The 18,515-nt window shown below is 44.4% G+C and carries 11 protein-coding genes; 2 read left to right on the top strand and 9 right to left on the bottom strand.

Annotation, left to right across the window (positions count from 1 at the left end; genetic code table 11):
* Positions 1 to 282: 282 nt before the first annotated feature.
* Positions 283 to 2,649 (top strand): ABC transporter permease, encoded by a 2,367-nt coding sequence (locus BLS28_RS07240; protein ID WP_091163994.1) that lies wholly within the window; start codon positions 283 to 285, stop codon positions 2,647 to 2,649.
* A gap of 457 nt (positions 2,650 to 3,106) precedes the next feature.
* On the opposite strand, the gene BLS28_RS07245 is transcribed toward BLS28_RS07240, so the two are convergent.
* From BLS28_RS07245 to BLS28_RS07260, 4 genes are read right to left on the bottom strand one after another with little or no spacing between them, the layout of a single operon-like run.
* Positions 3,107 to 5,842 carry a DUF8487 domain-containing protein gene (locus BLS28_RS07245; protein ID WP_256337364.1) on the bottom strand — a complete coding sequence of 912 codons (2,736 nt, stop codon included), beginning with the start codon at positions 5,840 to 5,842 and terminating at the stop codon, positions 3,107 to 3,109.
* Positions 5,839 to 7,485, bottom strand: a complete 1,647-nt coding sequence (locus BLS28_RS07250) for a glycoside hydrolase (protein WP_256337365.1) — start codon at positions 7,483 to 7,485, stop codon at positions 5,839 to 5,841. Before BLS28_RS07250 ends, BLS28_RS07245 begins: the two co-directional genes overlap by 4 nt.
* A gap of 40 nt (positions 7,486 to 7,525) precedes the next feature.
* Positions 7,526 to 9,091: a RagB/SusD family nutrient uptake outer membrane protein gene (locus BLS28_RS07255; RefSeq protein WP_091163996.1), complete on the bottom strand. Its 1,566-nt coding sequence runs from the start codon at positions 9,089 to 9,091 to the stop codon at positions 7,526 to 7,528.
* A 19-nt stretch (positions 9,092 to 9,110) separates the two neighbouring features.
* A complete protein-coding gene (locus BLS28_RS07260) occupies positions 9,111 to 12,227 on the bottom strand; it encodes a SusC/RagA family TonB-linked outer membrane protein (protein ID WP_091163998.1) in 3,117 nt (1,038 codons plus the stop codon).
* Between the two features lie 848 nt (positions 12,228 to 13,075).
* Between BLS28_RS07260 and BLS28_RS07265 the strand changes: the two genes are divergently transcribed.
* Positions 13,076 to 13,984, top strand: coding sequence for an AraC family transcriptional regulator (locus tag BLS28_RS07265; RefSeq protein WP_090527495.1), 909 nt, complete (start codon positions 13,076 to 13,078; stop codon positions 13,982 to 13,984).
* 36 nt (positions 13,985 to 14,020) lie between these two features.
* On the opposite strand, the gene BLS28_RS07270 is transcribed toward BLS28_RS07265, so the two are convergent.
* From BLS28_RS07270 to BLS28_RS07295, 5 genes are all read right to left on the bottom strand, one after another.
* Positions 14,021 to 14,359 carry a zinc ribbon domain-containing protein YjdM gene (locus BLS28_RS07270; RefSeq protein ID WP_090527498.1) on the bottom strand — a complete coding sequence of 113 codons (339 nt, stop codon included), beginning with the start codon at positions 14,357 to 14,359 and terminating at the stop codon, positions 14,021 to 14,023.
* Between the two features lie 375 nt (positions 14,360 to 14,734).
* The gene (thiD, locus tag BLS28_RS07280) at positions 14,735 to 15,565 is read right to left on the bottom strand and encodes a bifunctional hydroxymethylpyrimidine kinase/phosphomethylpyrimidine kinase (protein WP_091164001.1); all 831 of its coding nucleotides are present in this window, start codon (positions 15,563 to 15,565) and stop codon (positions 14,735 to 14,737) included.
* A gap of 9 nt (positions 15,566 to 15,574) precedes the next feature.
* Positions 15,575 to 16,636, bottom strand: coding sequence for a HesA/MoeB/ThiF family protein (moeB, locus tag BLS28_RS07285; protein ID WP_091164003.1), 1,062 nt, complete (start codon positions 16,634 to 16,636; stop codon positions 15,575 to 15,577).
* Between the two features lie 4 nt (positions 16,637 to 16,640).
* On the bottom strand, positions 16,641 to 17,753 hold the full coding sequence (gene thiH, locus BLS28_RS07290) for a 2-iminoacetate synthase ThiH (protein WP_091164005.1): 1,113 nt from the start codon (positions 17,751 to 17,753) through the stop codon (positions 16,641 to 16,643).
* Positions 17,746 to 18,513, bottom strand: a complete 768-nt coding sequence (locus BLS28_RS07295) for a thiazole synthase (protein ID WP_091164007.1) — start codon at positions 18,511 to 18,513, stop codon at positions 17,746 to 17,748. The genes thiH and BLS28_RS07295 overlap by 8 nt, the downstream gene beginning before the upstream one ends.
* Between the last annotated feature and the right edge of the window lie 2 nt (positions 18,514 to 18,515).

Below are 18,515 nucleotides of genomic sequence, written 5' to 3' on the forward strand. Positions count from 1 at the left end.
TACAATAAACGTAATTGGTACATCGGACTTTTATCAATACATAGTTCGATCCGTTACCGGCATTAATTATTGCGTAGTGGTAAAGATCCTAAATTAATCGGAAAATTAATGGGGATGTATTATTTATCAAAGATAGGCCGGTTTACAATTTCTGATGTAAAAGTATAAACAATGTATTACGGTGTTGTGCAATACCGCAATACATTGTTTTAGCAGAAAAAAGAAAAACAGTGCAACTAAAACCTTAATGCCGGCGTCTTATGATTATTAAAGCCTGATCATATGTTAAAAAACTACTTAAAGATTACCTGGCGCAACCTCTTACGTCAAAAAACATTCTCCCTGATCAATATCCTCGGATTGACAATAGGCATGGCCAGCGCAGCGCTGATTTTGTTGTGGATCCAGAATGAGGTTAGCTATGATCAGTTCCATGAAAAACGGGAACGTCTTTACTCTGTATATAACCGCTCTAAATTTGACGGTAAATTATGGAGCTGGGAAACCACTCCTAAAATCATGGGTAAGGTGATGAAAGCGGAACTGCCCCAACTGGAAAAAGTAGCCAGGGTAACTGATGCCAGTTTTTTGTTTAGCATTGGCGATAAACGTTTGACTGCAACAGGCGATTTTACTGATCCGGATTTTCTTTCCATGTTTAGTTTTCCATTAATTAATGGAGACCCCAAGACCGCTTTGAACGATCTTCATAGCATAGTTATCACTGAAAAGTTTTCAAAGAAACTTTTCGGAGAGGAAAATGCGCTCGGCAAAACAGTTAAAATAGATAGTAACGCTTATTTTAAAGTGACGGGGGTGATGAAAGACCTGCCGAATAATACCCGGTTTGATTTTGAATACCTTATTCCCTGGTCATATCTAAAAAAGATAGGGCAGGATGATGAATACTGGGGCAATAACTCCATCCAAACGTTTGTTCTTTTAAAACCCGGCGTAACGGAAGCTCATGCTGATGCCGCTGTATTGAACTTTACCAGGAACCATTCCGATACCAAGGATATTCAGCAGTTTTTGCACCCCGCAACCAAATGGCACCTGTATTCGCAGTTTAAGGATGGGGTGATAGTTGGTGGGAGAATTGAACGTGTCAGGGTATTTTCACTGATCGCTGTACTGATCCTCGTTATTGCTTGTATAAATTTCATGAATTTAAGTACGGCCAGGAGCGAGACGCGTGCAAGGGAGGTAGGTATCCGTAAAACTGTAGGCGCATTAAGGGGCTCGTTAATCTGGCAGTTTTTAGGTGAATCTGTTTTGATTGCACTTATTGCCGGTATTTTTGCTATCGTCATTGTACAAATCAGTATGTCGGGTTTCAACCAGCTTACCCAAAAGCAATTATATGTACCATATAGTAATCCCTACTTTTGGCTCACCGCAATTGGATTTATACTGGTAACCGGTATAATTTCAGGAAGTTACCCTGCATTGTACCTGTCGTCATTCAAGCCTGTAGCTGTACTGAAAGGTACTTTTAAGGCGGCAAATGCTTTGGTTACACCGCGTAAATTGCTGGTGGTCATTCAGTTTACTTTTGCGGTGGTATTGATCATTTGTACCATCATTATCCGCCAGCAATTACAATACGCCCAGGACAGGGATACGGGGTATAAGAAAGATAACCTTGTTTACACATTTATGTCCGGCGAGATCTCGAAGCACTATCAATCCATCAGAAATGAATTGCTTTCCAGTGGTGCTGCAACTTCTGTGTCCAGAACAAATTCGCCTATAACCCAGCGATACAGCGATAGCTGGGGTTTTAACTGGCCAGGTTCACAGCCCAAGAACAAGGTTGATTTTATTATTTACACTTCGGACGGAAACCTTATTAAAACCATGGGCCTTAAGCTTGTTGCAGGCAGGGATATCGACCCGGTAAACTACCCGACAGATTCAACCGCCATGCTGGTGAATGAGGCTTCGGTGAAGATCATGAACCTGAAAGATCCGGTTGGTAAATTAGTTACCCAGGGCGAGGGTAAAGACATCAAAACATGGCATATTGTTGGAGTTATCAAAGACTTTATTATAAGCTCGCCTTATGAACCTGTACAACATATGCTGATTGAAGGCCCCAGTTCCTGGTTCAATATCATTCACTACAAGCTTAATAACGCTAATTCGACAAAAGAAAACCTGCGTCGCGCTGAAGCTATATTTAAGAAATACAACCCGGATTACCCGTTTGAATATAGTTTTGTTGACCAGGAGTACGCCAAGAAGTTTGGCGATGAGCAGCGTATCGGGACTTTGGCCAGCCTGTTTGCCGGATTGACAATCGTTATATCCTGTCTCGGACTTTTTGGCCTGGCGGCTTACATGGCGCAAAACCGTATCAAAGAAATCGGCATCAGAAAAGTGCTTGGCGCATCTGTTGCCAGCGTGACCACATTGCTTTCCAGGGATTTTCTGAAGCTGGTCATAATCTCATTTTGCATCGCTGCGCCAATAGCGTGGTATTTAATGTTCCAATGGTTGAAAGGATATAGTTACCGGATTTCCATTAATATCTGGGTATTTGTAATCGCCGCCGCGCTGACATTGCTGATTTCTGTTTTGACAGTAAGCTACCAGGCAATCAAGGCTGCATTAACAAATCCGGTGAAAAGTTTGAAAGGGGAATAACACCTTCATTACGGGTTGTTGCATTCTCATTACCATAAAGACAATAGTAACTGCCCGGTGAAGGGCCTGTTTTGAATTTACTACCCCAAAAAGTTAGGTACTATTTGGGGGCGTTTTTATGCATAAAACAGAAGTGATCGCTTCTGCTAAGCCCAAAATGTTAGTTGGATTCTGAACTTCATCAGCAATCCCAATCAAGAACGAGATCTACACAGCCAAGCCAGTACGATGGGTAGTTACAAGGTCGGTTTACGGGTTTGGTTAACCAAGCCTGGCGAATGCCAGCCTTAATTACCGCTTCGGCAAGCTGAAAGAAGCGGTTAAGAAAAACAAACGGAGTATCAGTGATGACGATGTTCAGGGAGCGCCTTCGGGGAACTAAGAGCATTTAACGAATACAAACAGGCGGAGGGGGCCGCCTGTTTGTTGATAACCTTTCCGTATTCCAGGTTCGGTTTTAGTTATCTAATAACCTGCGCAGATCGCCCGCACTGATCTCCTGTACCGGCTGGAATGTATTTCCGGCCGCATAATGTAACAAGCTGTATCGGAGCTGCCTTGCCGCTGCCCGTTCCGTTAATTGACTATGAAGATCCATTGTACAAAGAATTAAGCTCCCCGAACCAACCTTGAATTCAACCAGCGTTGCCAGGTTACGGTTCCTGAAAAAGTTATCGATCACCCGGACTATCGGCGTTGCAGGAGCTCCTAATTTATCAAGTATCAGCGACCGGGAACGGGTCACCAGGTCCCACCATTGCCAATCCGTATAAAAGTCTGTAGGGAAATCAGCCAGGGCGTTACTTTTCTTGTCGATGAGCAGGCCCATACTGCCTGGTTGATCGGGGAAGTGGACCGGGCTCCAGAAAACAGGAGCGAAACGGCCGTCGATACCTTTAACGTTGGCGGTATCCGGATTAAGCAATACTTTTCGCCCCGCTTGCAGATAACTAAGGGCACTGTCGATGGATGTAGTAAAGATAACGTTACTAAAAGATTCCGGCTTTTTATCTGGGTAAACCCAAATTTTCCAGTAATTAGTATAACCGGTATTGGCTATGCTCACAGTGATCTGTAATTCACAAGCCCGGTCGATTTTGCTGAGATCTATCGAGAAACTTCCCGCAGAAGCGTTGCCAATAGCGATAGACTGCCGGCCAAGCGAACCACGGAGATTAAAGTGCTTATCTGATGAAATTGCTGACCAGAGAACTTCGCCATTTATTTGCCGGTCGCTATAGTTGGCAATTTCGGCAGCAGCATAAAAATGCTCATTATTGCTGTAGGCAGCTTTTTCAAAACGGATCAATGGCACCACCGGCCCACAGAATTTGCTAAAGTCAGTCGACGAAACCAATCCTTTACTATCCCAGAAAGCATTTAAAATCCCAACGAGTGCTGTTCCCTGTCCCGGAAAATCATGAAGGTCAAGCAATTGAAACCCGCCAACACCTTTGGTTTTCAACGCGCGTTCAATTTCTTCTTTGTAAAGCTGAACAGCCAGTGTTCCGCTGGCTTTAAGATAATCGGGGGCTAATCCAAGCATTCCTTTTTTGCGGAGGTTGTTCCGTACCGCCTCAAAGTTAGATGGCCGCAGAACCCCTGTATACTTTTTTATTTCTTCAAGATCCGGATAAACAGAATACTGGCCCACTTCGTGAATAATAAGGGGCACCGTTGTCCCTTTCAGCGCTTTACTGTAATCTGTCTTAAAATCGGGCGGGTTGGTGTTAAAAATACCCTGTCCCCGTACCCATCCTTTTTCCGTGTACTGGGTAATAAAATAATCATCGGCAGGATCCGGATTTTTGCCATGCCCTTTTTGAAAACTGAAGGTGGTTGTGGTGTATAAATGCCGGTTGTCTTCCTGCTTTAACTTACGCACCAGTTTCTCCAGCCATCCAAAATCCCCCTCCAGTTCATTACCCATGCTCCAAAAACAAAATGAAGGGTGGTTGCCATAATTCCGGATAATATTTTCGGCTTCCTGTTCCAGGTAAGTCAATGTTTTTGGGTCTTTGCCCACAGTTAGTACCCATAGCGGCAGCTCAACATGCAGGTAAAAACCCAGCGAGTCGGCCACCTGAAATGCTGCTTCGGGCGGGCACCATGAATGAAAGCGAAGATGGTTCAGTCCGTAAGCTTTAGCGGTTTTAAACACCTTCAGCCAGCCGGCTGTATTCATTGGCGGGTGGCCTTCCAGCGGAAAAATATTGCATTCAAGCGTACCGCGCAGAAAAAGCGGACGATCATTGATACGAAGCTCGTTCCCGGTCGCGTTAATATCCCTGAAGCCAAAACTTTGAGTCCTGGCATCCAAAACTTGTCCCTTGCTGTCAATTACTTCCGTGCGAAGACTGTATAGGCGCGGATGAAATTCGTCCCATGATTGCGCCTCCGGAACCTGGAGGCTAATTTCCTCCTGATTATGTTGAATAACAGTTGGGCTGGTTTGTTTAACGATCTTTTTTCCGGAAAGGAGGAAAGCCCGCAGATAAGTATCGCCACTATGGGAACCGCCCAGGCTGATAGCCGCCTTTACGCTGTGATTGGCCAGCGAGGAGTATACCTGTACCTGGTTAATAACTTGTTTGCCTATGTCGATCAGCTGCATCTTTCCGATAACGCCGTTCCAAATGATCTGTGTACCGTCGGTGTAGGCATGGGCAAAGTCATTTACGCTGATGTCATGCTGCTTGCGATTGTCTACGCGAATGGTGATCACATGTTTGCCTGCTGCCAGAGGGCCTAATTTGAAAACTTGTGGTGCAATCAGGCTTTCCTGTGTCCCGGCTGGTTTGCCATCTATCCAACAATCGGTTTTCCAGATCACCCTTTCAAGCGACAGCAGGGCGTTGGCCATCCGGCTGGTTAGATTTATGCTGCGCTGATACCAAACGGCACCGGTGTACCTGTGTTTTCTGGACAGATGCAGCATGATGTCCTTGCTCAGCACAGTTGTATCCACCTTTACAGGCGCTCCGATACCGGCGTCATCTAAGGTGCCAGGCAGCCATATGCTATTAGTAAATTGCTGTTGCTGCCATTTCTGATCCAAACCTTTGTCGAGCGAATCGAGTCTGTACAGCCATTTGCCGGCAACCGGGATTGGTTTAACCTGCGCCGAAATGGTGGAACTTGCTACCAGTGCCGCGAGCAAGAAAAATGTTTTTTTTAAAGAATACTGCATCATTGATAGTGAGCGGTTAAAGTAGTAACAGAACGGGGCTCAAGTGTTATTGTCCCGACGGGAGTTGTTGATTTTTTAAGATTTTTGAGAGCTGTTGTGGTGTACATATCAAATGTATTTCCGGCCAATTGTGAACCACCCGGATCAACCGTGTATTGTTTGCTTTCGGTACTCATATTTATCAGCACAATAACCAATTGTTTTGAAGCGGGATCTTTGTATGCGGAAACCATTTGTGTTCCTGTTGCCAGTACAGCATCGGTAACATCGCTTAATGCTGCATTTACGCGGATCATCCCCGGTCTGATAAACCGTGAATAATTTCCCAAACACCACAATTGTTTTGAATCACTAACCAGGCCATTTGTTTTCATGCTGTTCAGGTCATATCCACCAGATGGGTCGTTAATGTATACAAGCCCGTCACTATAATTATAAGTATCAACGGCAAGCCACCACTGCCATGAAGTTACATTGGCCACCGTAAGGTCATGATGAATAACTTTGGCCACATACAAGCCGTAATCAATACCGGTATTTTTCGGGTAACCATTTAACTGACCACAAATATCGCCTAATATACCAAACTCTGACTGCCAAAGATGAAGACTTGGGTCAACAGCCTTTTGCTTATCTGCTGCGTGTTGCCGGTAACTGATCAAATCGGCGCCCGGACAGGTAGTAAAATAACTGTGTGCTGATAGTAAGTGCTCCATCGAGGGGACATCGCCTATATAATTAGCGGAGCTTTTGTTAAAGAACTGGTTGAGCTGATCGCCGCGACCATCGCTGTTGTTAGCATCCAGCGAATTCCATTGATTGGCTTCACCAAGACATATCGTAGTTGCTAAGCCGGCAGCTTTCATCTTCGGGCCCAACAGGCGTATAAAGTCTGCAATTTCAGCATTGGTAGCACCAGTGCCTTCCTGCGATGGATTTTCTCCCCAATTCCACTGAGGTTCATTAAAGGGGCTGAGATAATTAAAAGGGGTACTGCTTGATTCAAAATGCTTTAAAACGCTAACCAGAAAATCTGCAAAAGCATTTTTCTTGCTTTCTGTCAGGTTCAGATGACTGTTAGCCAAACCATAAGCTTTATTATTTTGCGTGAACTGTACCGGTGGCGAAACAGAAAATGCCAGGAAGTTTTTTACACCACGTGCTTTCGCCGCCGACAGGAACCATTGCTGGCCTGCTTGTTTGTTCCAGTTATAATTATTATTTGCATCCAGAAAGCATTCTTCCCGGCGAAACTCATCCGGTATTCCGCTATCCGCACCTTGTTCATAGCTCCCGGCGCCGATGTTGAAGCGCCAAAGTGTAAGGCCAATACCTTTGGGATTGCCCTGTTGATCGGCTTCCATGCTGAACAGGTAATCAGCAATCTGATTCTTTTTGGTAACATCATTCCACTTTCCGATGAATTTGGTTGTCCAGCAATCAGAGGCACCAAAGCTTTGCATCGTTTGCTGCTCATTTCCCAAATTGATAGTGATGCGGGCCGGGCCGGTATTGCATATATTAACGCCATTAACGATGCAACCGTCGTCTCCTTTTTTAATTCCTGTTTTTTTAGCGCAGCTGAATGAGTTTGATACCCCCAGCATTACCATGAACAGCAGTGCTGATCGCAAATTTATTTTCATAATAGTTATTTAAAGACGCCGGCATGCCGGCGGCTATCTGCTAATATCCCGGGTTTTGTGTGATCTTTCCGTTCGAGGCAATAATTTCCTTTGATGGGATAGGCCATAGATTATGTGTTCCTGCAATAAAATTAGCACCCTTATTTTGAGGCTCGTTCAGGTTCTTAGTTTCATATGGGTCTTTGCTTTGTTGTGTATTGTATTTAACAAAACTTCCGTTCGGTCCTAAAATGCTGTTGATCACTGGTTGTCCGCTTTGATCTTTCCATCGCCTGATGTCATACAAACGATCTCCTTCCAGGGCCATTTCGAGCCTGCGCTCCAATCGCACAGCGTTGATGAGGTTCCAGCCGGTAAGTGTCATATCGGTAGTGAGGCCAACGCGGTTCCTAACCGCACGCATTGACTGTAAAGCCTGGGCCGACTGCTGCTGCATAGCGGCAGCTTCAGCATTCATCAGGTAAACGTCTGCCAGCCTCAGGTAAATATGATCTTTTGAAAAGCGGCCGTTCGGTGTTCTTTCACCGCGAGGTACATAAACTTTTCGGTTGTACCTGGCAGATTTACATTGTGCCGGATTGGCATTGAATGAGGTATTGGCCGGATCGCCGGCAACCGGGAAGCCCTGGCGCATGATCGTCCAGTTTAACCTTACACTGTCTGCCTGAGATTTAAAGGCATTTTCAAGATCGCTGGTTGGCGTAAAATATCCCCATCCGCCTTCGGTCCCAGGCATGGAGGTTGTAGGAAAAATGTTGCCCAGGTTTGGATATTGGGTAGAATACTGATATTGTATTTCAAAAATAGACTCAGGTCCGTTATGATTAGTTGTTTGCCATATATTACCAAAAAACGTTTCCAGGTTGTATTCACCAGAGCTGATGATCTGGCCGGTCAGATTTTGAGCTCCTGCCCAATCTTCGGTATACAGGTCAATCTTGGCCAGCAGTGCTTGCGCTGCTCCCTTTGATACGCGGAACTTATCTGTGGCGCTATACTGTGATTTATTCGGTAAAATGCTAATAGCACTATTAAGATCTTGTTTAATGAAATTGTACACATCGGCGGCGCTGGTCCTGCTGTAGGTATTTTCCTGAGGGCCCAGTGTCTTAGTGATCAGCGGAATCCCGCCCCAGTTTCTTACCAGCTCAAAATATTGGAAAGCCCGCAGAAACTTAATCTCGGCGATAAGCTTCTGTTTGGTAGCGTCGTCAATCTGCGATTTCTGAATGCCTTCAATCGTAGCATTGAAAATATAAATGCTTTTGTAGATCTCGATCCAGTGTGCCTCAATACGATCATTTTCGGCATTTAATGTGTAATGCGCGGCCTGTACTGCCGTGCCCTGCCCACCGTTGATACCGATCCACTCATTATCGGAGGCGGCCTCGCCGCCTACTTGCTTCCACCATTGCGTCTGCCACCAGTCGTCAAAGTCAATGTATTTGTAGCATGCAATCGTTGCGCCACTGGCTTCATCAACTGTATTATAAAAAGTATTGGCCTGTATAGCGTTACCATAAGGTTCCTGATCCAGGAAAGTCTTTTTGCAAGCGCTCATGCCGGCAATAACCAGTACGAGCAATATATATTTCAAGTGTTTCATTGTTGTTTACTGCTAAGTCTTAAAAATTCGCGTTAAATCCGATATTGAAGAATTTGGGGATCGGGTTCTGTCCGTTGTCAATGCCATACCTCAGTACACCCGCAAATGGTACTTCAGGGTTTAGTCCGTCATATTTGGTAATGGTGAAGAGGTTTTGAGCAGATACGTAAATCCGCACTTTTGCCCGGCCGCCCAACGCTTTTTCAGGCACGGTGTAACCCAGTTGCAATAACTTATTGCGTACATAGGTGCCATCTTTGATAAAGAAACTGGAGTTTTTAGAGAAATTGCCGTTTGGATCACTCAAACTCAGCACAGGATAACTGTTCGTGCTGCCCGGACCTGTCCAAAATTTATTTTCTTTACCGCTGATGAAGTTATACCCGTAGATGGGGTTCATCCTTACCAGGTAATCATCAGCTACCTTATTGCCAAAGGACCCATAAAATTCCATACGGAAATCAAAGCCATGGTAAGAAGCCTGAAGGTTTAAGCCCGATGATAATTTAGGATATGGATTTCCGATCGATGTCCGGTCATTTAAGTCAATGGTATTATCGCCGTTAACGTTCGCGTACATAAAATCGCCGGGCCTCGCATTAGGCTGCAATACAGTGCCGTTAGGGCTTTTATAGTTCTGTACGTCCTGGGCTGTTTGGAAAACACCGAGTACCTTATAACCGTAATAGCCGCCTAAAATATCACCGGCAGCCGTTTTGGTCCTTCGGGTAGACTGAAATACGTCGTTGGATATTTCGTCATACAGGATCTGTCCCTTTAAGTCAACCGCTTTGGAAATGAAATGCTGTACTGTAAGACCAACACCGAAAGAAACACCACCTATTTTGTCTTTATAATTAATGGCTGCTTCCCAACCGCTGGTACGCATGGTACCTACGTTAGTATAAACTGTTGGGATATATCCCTGCGGATAGCCCAGCGAGGGTTGTACCGGGAGATAAAGCAACATATCTTTAGGCGAGCGCCAGTATTTATCAGCGGTTATGGATAATTTATTATTGAAGAAGTCCGCATCAAAGCCGATGGTCACGTCCTGTGTTGTTTCCCATTTGATATTTGGGTCTGGTACATTAGAGGGAACATAGCCATAAACCCGGCTGTTTGCGCCATTGATATAATCTGATAAGCCCAGAGTACTTTCGTATGCGCCTGGCGAGCCTGGTAAATTGCCTCCCACACGGCCAAATGATCCGCGCAATTTGAGGTAGTTCAGCCCTTTGATGTTCTTCATAAATGACTCGTTTGAAATCACATAAGCACCCGAAACGGTTGGAAAATAACCCCAGCGATTGGCGGGTGATAACATTGATGAACCATCTGCCCGGAAAGAGCCGGCAATGAAATAGGTTTCATTAAAATCATAAGATACGCGGGCAAAGTAAGAGCTCATTTTACCGAAGGGCCCCGCGCCGGGTTGATGAGAGCCGGATCCGTCGGCAAGCGTTGCGCCGGCAGAAATGTAGTGATAAGGCTCCGCATCATAAGGAATATCCTGGCGGTACACGTAAGTGTTATTATATGTATAGTTATCGGCAGACTGACCTATCAAAACATTGTAATGATGCTTGTTGATACTACCAATGTAATTGATCGTATTATCCAATTGCCAGCGGTAGTTGATCACCGAGTTTTGGGATGCGCCTGATATATCACTGCGATCTTGCGGATCGATATAGTATTTAGGTTGGTAATTAGTCTGGTTTATTGAGTTATAAAAGCCAGAAATACTGCTTCTCAACGTCAGGCCTTTAATTGGTTTGATTTCAAGATAGGAGGAACCCTGTGTGCCGAATAATCGTGATTGGTTAAAATCACGGGCCATGGCAGCCAGGGGATTATTGATATTATTAAAATTGGAACGCGTAAACTGGCTGTAAACCGGGTTATAGGCAGTGAAGCTCCAGCTGGGATTGGTTGCTGCATAGGCGTTAACAGCCGTTTGCGTCTCGGCAGCAGACCTGGTTGCTGCTACGTTGGGTGCAATAGACATGATGTTGAACAGGCTGGTACCACCACCGTCACCATATCGCTCCATCCGCGGTGCAAGGCTGACACCAAATTTGAATACTTTTGAAATTTCGTAATCGATGTTAAACCTGGTGGTGATTTTTTGATAGTCAGCAGTACCACGCTGTGCGGCAAAGTTGCTGGTTTGATCAAAATACCCGGCGCTTCCATAAAAGGTGAGCCCGTTTTTTGATCCGGATGCGCTGACATTATAGTTATGTGTGTAAGCTTTTTTGGTTGCCTCATTCCACCAATCAGTATTAACACCTGTCACCGCTCCATTGGCCGGAAGGGTCTGGTTGTTATTGGCATAGATCTGGCGGTAATGGCTTACAAACTCGTCTGTCTGTGCAAGTTTCGGGTTTACCCAATAATTCATGCCCGAAGTTCCATTAAAATTGATCTGCGTTTTCTCTTTCCCTCTTTTTGTGGTAACCAACAAAACACCGGCTCCGCCACGGGAACCATAAATAGCAGTAGCTGCCGCATCTTTCAGCACGTCGATCTTATCAATATCTGACGGGTTGATGTCATTAAGGCCGCCGAATGAGGTGATCACGCCGTCAACAACAATGAGCGGATCGCTGGACCCTGTGATTGTGGAGAAGCCCCTGATCAGCAGCTTCGGTTGCGCGCCAGGATTGCCGCCCCCCTGAAATACCTGCAGGCCGGGGACTTTACCTTGAATAGCATCTGCAACATTACTGGTGGTGGTTGGGGCAATGTCTTTAGTCCCGACAGAAGACACCGCTGTAGTTACGCTTTTGCGGGTAATGGTTTGGTATCCAATTACCACAGCCTCATTAAGCTGATTGTCGGCAGGGTTAAGTGTTACCTCATAAGTTTCTCGGTCATCCACCGGAACCTCTTTGGCTTGGAAACCAAGGTAAGAGAATACCAGTATGTCACCTTTGCTTGCTCTGATCTGGAACTGACCCGCTGCGTCGGTTACAGAACCGGTTTTTGTGCCCTTAAGCAAAATGCTTACGCCAATAAGCGTTTGATGCGTGTTATCTGTTACACGTCCTTTTACGGCTTTGGTTTGGGCGAAAACCAGGCTGCAAAGTGGTAACAATAACACTAATGTTAGTGTAAATTTTGTTCTCATAATTGGGTTATTTTGGGTTATTAAGGATGACAAATCTAATGGCAATCGGATCGTTGAGTATAGACGATATGATGTAATACATGGATAATATTCTGATTGTTATTGTATTTAGCCGTTTTGCTGCTTATTGGATAATAAAAACCTATGTCTTTTTTCTGCCATTTGGAGCCATATGGTGTTATTTTATTCTTTTAGTTAAAAAAACGGAAGGCGGGCATTCATGAGGTTGGTTGTTCTATATGGATAATTTTACTATTTAATTATAGGGTATGTCAGAGCCTTTCGAATGTGACATTGCTGATTAAAATGAATGCGTAGTGGCGCATTAAATTATAGGAAGGAGAAAATTGAAGGGAATGAAACAAATGTTAAATGATTTCGGTTGGTCCTGTTTGATAAAAAGCACAAAAGTTTGCCATAAATAGCCGAACCAGAGGTACTCATCAAGCTTGTTTCTTATAAAAGCCTGACCTTATTTTCGCAATGAACGTAAAGTGTTTTAGCGGTCCGGCGATAGTTATATAGTCCATGTTTTTAATTTTTTCATCTATATAGAATGCCCTGTTATTAAATATTTTTGTGAATATCAATGTTGACCGACTAACAATTACAGATTGAAATCAATGAATATCAAATCCTGTCCATATCCTAAAAAATGGGGTAGGGCAGTATTTTAAAAGATAATAATTTAATGGATTTATGAAATTCAGCCGTTCAGAAATTTTACTTTTAATGTCAGTATCCGGCATTGATAACGGCTGTGGCAAAACAGTATCTATTCGCCTTTTAACACAGCATGTCTGCATTCGCAAACATGCGTAACCCGCGATAGGATTTAAATAAATCAAATGAATACATATTCAGCAAGTTACAAAAAAGATGGTTTTGAAGGTCAGCGAGCGATCGTGATACCCAAAACTATATTACAGCGGTTTTGTGAGGGAAATGCGGCTATACAAGGAGCATTTATAACGGATATTGGATACTATCCCAAGGCAAAATTCCATCGCAGGGAGCGATATACAGGTGCGGGGCAAAATATCCTGATTTATTGCGTTGACGGAAAAGGGATGGTTAAGATAGGCACTCATACTTATGAGATCAAGCCCGGCGACTTTTTTGTTATTCCTCATGGTGTTAAGCATTTTTATGAAACAAATGAAACCAGCCCCTGGACAATTTACTGGTGCCACTTCAAAGGCCCGCAAGCGGATGCTATAACAGAGCAAATTTATGTAAGGGACCAGAGTTTCCGGTACAGCATCGAATTTGACGGTGATCGGATCGCCCTTTTTGACAAGCTTTACGTATTTTTAGAACAGGGTTACAGTACAGAAAATCTTACTTACGTCAATTTACTGCTGCTGCAGTATTTAAGTTCCTTTTTGTTTAGGGACAAATATTATAAAACGAATTTAAACACACACTCCCAGCCGCAGGACAGATCTATTTTATTCATGCAGAAGAATCTGGATAAGACCCTAAGTTTAGCTGAGCTCGCGGCCTCGGTAAACCTATCGGTGAGTCATTATTCTGCATTATTTAAGAAAACCACAGGATTTTCTCCTATTGATTATTTTAATCATCTTAAAATACAAAAAGCCTGTCAGTACTTGCAGTTCACGGAATTGAGGATACGTGAAATAGCTTTTCGCATTGGCATTGATGACCCTCTTTATTTTTCAAGATTGTTTAACAGAACTATGGGATACGGTCCCAAAGAATACCGTAAAAGCCGATCTCCTTCCATTAAATAAGTACGTTTACCCGCTTTGAGCTAAATGTTTAAAAAATTATGCTTTCTTAACAAACTCTGATTTTAATGCCATAGCGCCAAACCCATCAATTTTACAATCGATGTTATGATCGCTGTCAACCAAACGGATGTTTTTAACCTTGGTCCCGGCTTTTATACTTTGAGAGGAACCACGTACCGGCAGGTTCTTTATGGTAACAACAGTATCTCCGTTCTGGAGAATATTTCCATTGCTATCCTTCACCACAAACAGATCTGAACTTACAGGATTATCTTGCGGGTTCCATTCGTGGCCGCATTCCGGACATATGAGCAGGTTATCCATTTCATAAGCATAGGGAGATTTACATATTGGGCAGGGGGCAAGTTCACTCATCTTTTGTAGTATTTGATTTTCATCGGCAAAGATAAAATTTTAAAAGATTTGCATTCGGCCATGTAGTATACATTTTTTCAGGCAAAACAATTGAAATAAGGAATGTACCATTACACTTTATTACTACCTGTTTTTTGGAGATTAAACCTAATTCATTTTTAATGCTCCATAAAAGCTTTCTGAATTGAAAAGGTATATCCTGAAACAGAAACAACCACATAAACGGAGCAATGCTTTTTATGTGGTTCTTAAATCGGTTGAGCTAATGGGATGTAAATAGCCCGTGCTGATGAAAATTAGAAATACCGTGGAGGCAAAGTGCAGTTTTTAATTACGGACCATTGCCGATTCTTTAACAATCTGATATATACGCCTTCAGAAATCGAGCTTCGCCAACTTACGCGGCTTAAAAAAATGATTCAGAGGCCCGGATCCCTCGCCGGTTTTTACATTCTGCCCTTCTTTGATGGCTATGTTAACGTAAACCCCGGCCGAAGCAATGGCTTCGGTTATGGATTGCCCTCGTGCTATATAAGCTGCGATAGCTGAAGCCAGTGTGCAACCTGTTCCGTGTGTGTTTAAGGAGTTTATAAAAGGGTAAGCGAAAGTTTTTCTTACACCTTGCCGATCAGCATATAGGTTGTAGAGTTCAAGCCCATCTAAGTGGCCGCCTTTTACAAGAACGGCCTGGCTACCTAAATCTAACAATGCTTCTGCCGCGTTTATCATATCATCAACATTGCCGGCATGTTTGCCCGTTAGTTGAGTTGTTTCATTCAGGTTTGGCGTGAGCAGGGTTACCATTGGAAAAAGTAGCTCCTTCATTGCAAGCAATGCTTCGTTATCTGCCAGTTGTTTTCCGCTGCTTGAGCTGATAACTGGGTCGAGGATGATGGGTAGCGGTTCGTGTTTTTTTAAAACATCGGCTACCGCCTGCACAGTTTCCGCATTTGGCAGCATCCCGATCTTCACTGCCAAAGGCCGGATATCGCTCATTACTGCGCTGATCTGATTTTGTACCATTGCCGGCGGCACAACGTGAATGTCTGATATGCCAAGGGTATTTTGCGCGGTAATGGCAGTAATAGCTGAGGTGCCGTAACAACCCAGGGCGGCAAAGGTCTTCAGGTCTGCCTGAATGCCCGCACCGCCGCCGCTATCGGAGCCGGCGATGGTTAATACCGAACAATACTGATAATACTGCATAATCACGTTTTAAAAATTAAAAGCGTTAATGCCCCCTTTTAAACTGAAGGCCGCTATCCCCGACAAAGACCTGGTTTGCTGAGCAGCTATTTTACTGCGTTGGCCGGTTTGGCAAATAAATACCAGCTTTTTACCGCTTGGAAAAATATTAGCGTGTTCTTGCAAATCATAAAGCGGGATATTTATTCCTCCTATATTTTCATCGTCAAATTCATAGGTTTCACGCACATCAACCAGGTAAATTTCGTCGGGTGTTTCCGTGTGCCATTTTTTGAAGGTGTCGGAGTCGATTTCATTGGCAACCCTATCACTCTCAACCGGCTGAGATGTGCTAACCGGGAGTGAAGGTGTTGCGGCAGAAATTTTGAAAACACTGACGCTGTTGTCAAGCGCATTCAGGGTTAATAGTTTGCCAGATAATAGCTCCCCAATACCGCAAATCAACTTAATGGCTTCGTTGGCCATATAAGTACCTATTATACCGGGTAACACACCAATAACACCAATTTCGGCACAGTTGGGTACTTCATTTTCTGGTGGCGCTTCTGGAAATAGGTCACGATAGCCGGGGCCGCCCTGATGATTAAACACCGATACCTGTCCCTCAAATTTAAATATCGATCCAAATACCAACGGTTTGTTGAGCGCCGTACAAGTATCATTCACCAGGTAGCGGGTGGTGAAGTTATCAGAGCCATCTATCACCACATCAAAATTGCTTATCAGTTGTTGCGCATTGGCAGCAATAATCCTTTCGGTATAAGCTATCACCTCCACAAAGGGGTTAAGCTGGTTTAGTTTTTGTTTGGCTATCAAAGCCTTTGGCTGGTCAATATCAGCGGGAGCATATAATATTTGCCGGTGCAGGTTGCTGATATCAACCATGTCATCATCCACAATACCAATGGTGCCCACACCGGCTGCAACCAGGTATTGCAAAACCGGGCAACCTAAGCCGCCGGCACCTATCATCAACACCCGGGCTGCTTTTAGTTTTTCTTGTCCGTGCAGGCCCAGCTCGGGCAATATCATTTGCCGGTTGTATCTTTTCAGTTCTTCACGTTCCAGCATATCCTTAGGTTAAACAGTTATCCCAATCTTTCCAAACCGCCTCGTAACCCTGTTGAGCAATGATCTCTGCAATTTCCGCAGGACTGCGCTCGTCGGAAATTTCGAACTGCTCCAGCGACTCAGGCTCTACCGCGTACCCGCCCGGATTGGTTTTTGAACCGGCGCTTATAGAGGTAATACCCAACTTGATGATATTATTACGAAAGTTAGCCGATTCGCGTGTAGATATCGAAAGTTCAACCTCTTCGTTAAACAAACGATAAGCGCAGATCAGTTGTACCAGTTCGCGGTCATTCATTTCCACCTTTGGCTCGAGGCCGCCGCTAAAAGGTCTCAACCTCGGGAACGAAAGGCTGTATTTAGTTTGCCAGTATTTTTTTTCGAGGTAATTAAGGTGCATCGCGGTGAAAAAACAATCAGTGCGCCAGTCTTCCAAACCAATTAAAACGCCCAGTCCCATTTTATGGATCCCGGCCTGGCCCAACCTGTCGGGCGTTTCCACCCGGTATTTAAAGTTTGATTTTTTGCCTTTGGGGTGGTGCTTTTTGTAATCCTCTTTATGATAAGTTTCCTGGTATACCAGCACGGTGTTAAGGCCATAAGGCGTTAGCTGCTGATAGTCTTCCAGGTCCATCGGTTGCACCTCCATCGAGATATGGGCAAAATGAGGCCTGATCAATTCGAGCGCTTTTTTAAAATAATCAACATGCACATTCACGTTGTCCTCGCCGGTTACCAGTAAAACATGCTCGTAGCCCATCTCTTTAATAACGGCCACTTCCTGCATAATTTCCATTGGCGAAAGCGTTTTGCGTTTTACCTTGTTATCGTAACTAAAGCCGCAATAAGTACAGATATTACTGCATTCGTTGGATAGATAAAGCGGTACATACATCTGTAGCACCTTACCAAAACGTTTCAGGGTCAGGCGCTGACTGATCTGCGCCATTTGCTCCAGGTAGGGGGCTGCAGCCGGCGATACCAGGGCCTTAAAATCCTCCAAAGTTCGTTTATCGGCGGCCAGGGCGCGTTCAACATCCGCGCTGGTTTTAGCGTAGATACTGGCCTTGGTATCATCCCAGTTATAGGTTTCAAAAATGTCGTTAAAACTACTCATCTAAAAAAGAAGTTAGTGGACTACTTGCCATAGCATGTGATACCGGTTGTGCCAGTTTTGCTTCAAAAGCCATCCGGCCGGCTTCAACGGCCAGTTTAAATGCTTCGGCCATTTGTACAGGATTGCTTGCTACCGCTATGGCTGTATTTACCAGTACGGCTTCGGCACCTATTTCAAGCGCTTTGGCTGCATCAGACGGAGCACCTATACCCGCATCAACAATAACGGGTACGCTACTTTGGCTGATGATGATCTCTAAAAAATCGATGGTTTTAAGCCCCTTATTACTACCTATCGGCGATCCTAAAGGCATCACGGCCGCAGTACCGGCTTCTTCAAGCCTTTTACATAATACGGGGTCGGCATGGATATAGGGCAATACTATAAAACCCAGTTTCGCCAGTTCTTCGGTAGCTTTTAGGGTTTCTATAGGGTCGGGCATCAGGTATTTAGGATCGGGATGGATCTCCAATTTTATCCAGTTGGTTTCCAGCGCCTCGCGGGCAAGCTGGGCGGCAAACACAGCCTCCTTAGCATTCCGCACACCCGAGGTATTAGGCAGCAGGTTAATATGCGGATATTTTAAACGCAGCAACAGATCGTCATTGTCGTTGTTTTTTACATCAACACGCTTCAGGGCTACGGTTACCAGTTCAGAGCCTGAGGCCAGCAAAGCCTCCTCCATCATGGCAGGCGAGTTAAATTTGCCGGTGCCTGTAAATAAGCGCGACTGAAATGTTTTATCAGCGATGGTTAACATAG

This window comes from Mucilaginibacter gossypii (assembly GCF_900100945.1).
Taxonomy (GTDB): domain Bacteria; phylum Bacteroidota; class Bacteroidia; order Sphingobacteriales; family Sphingobacteriaceae; genus Mucilaginibacter; species Mucilaginibacter gossypii.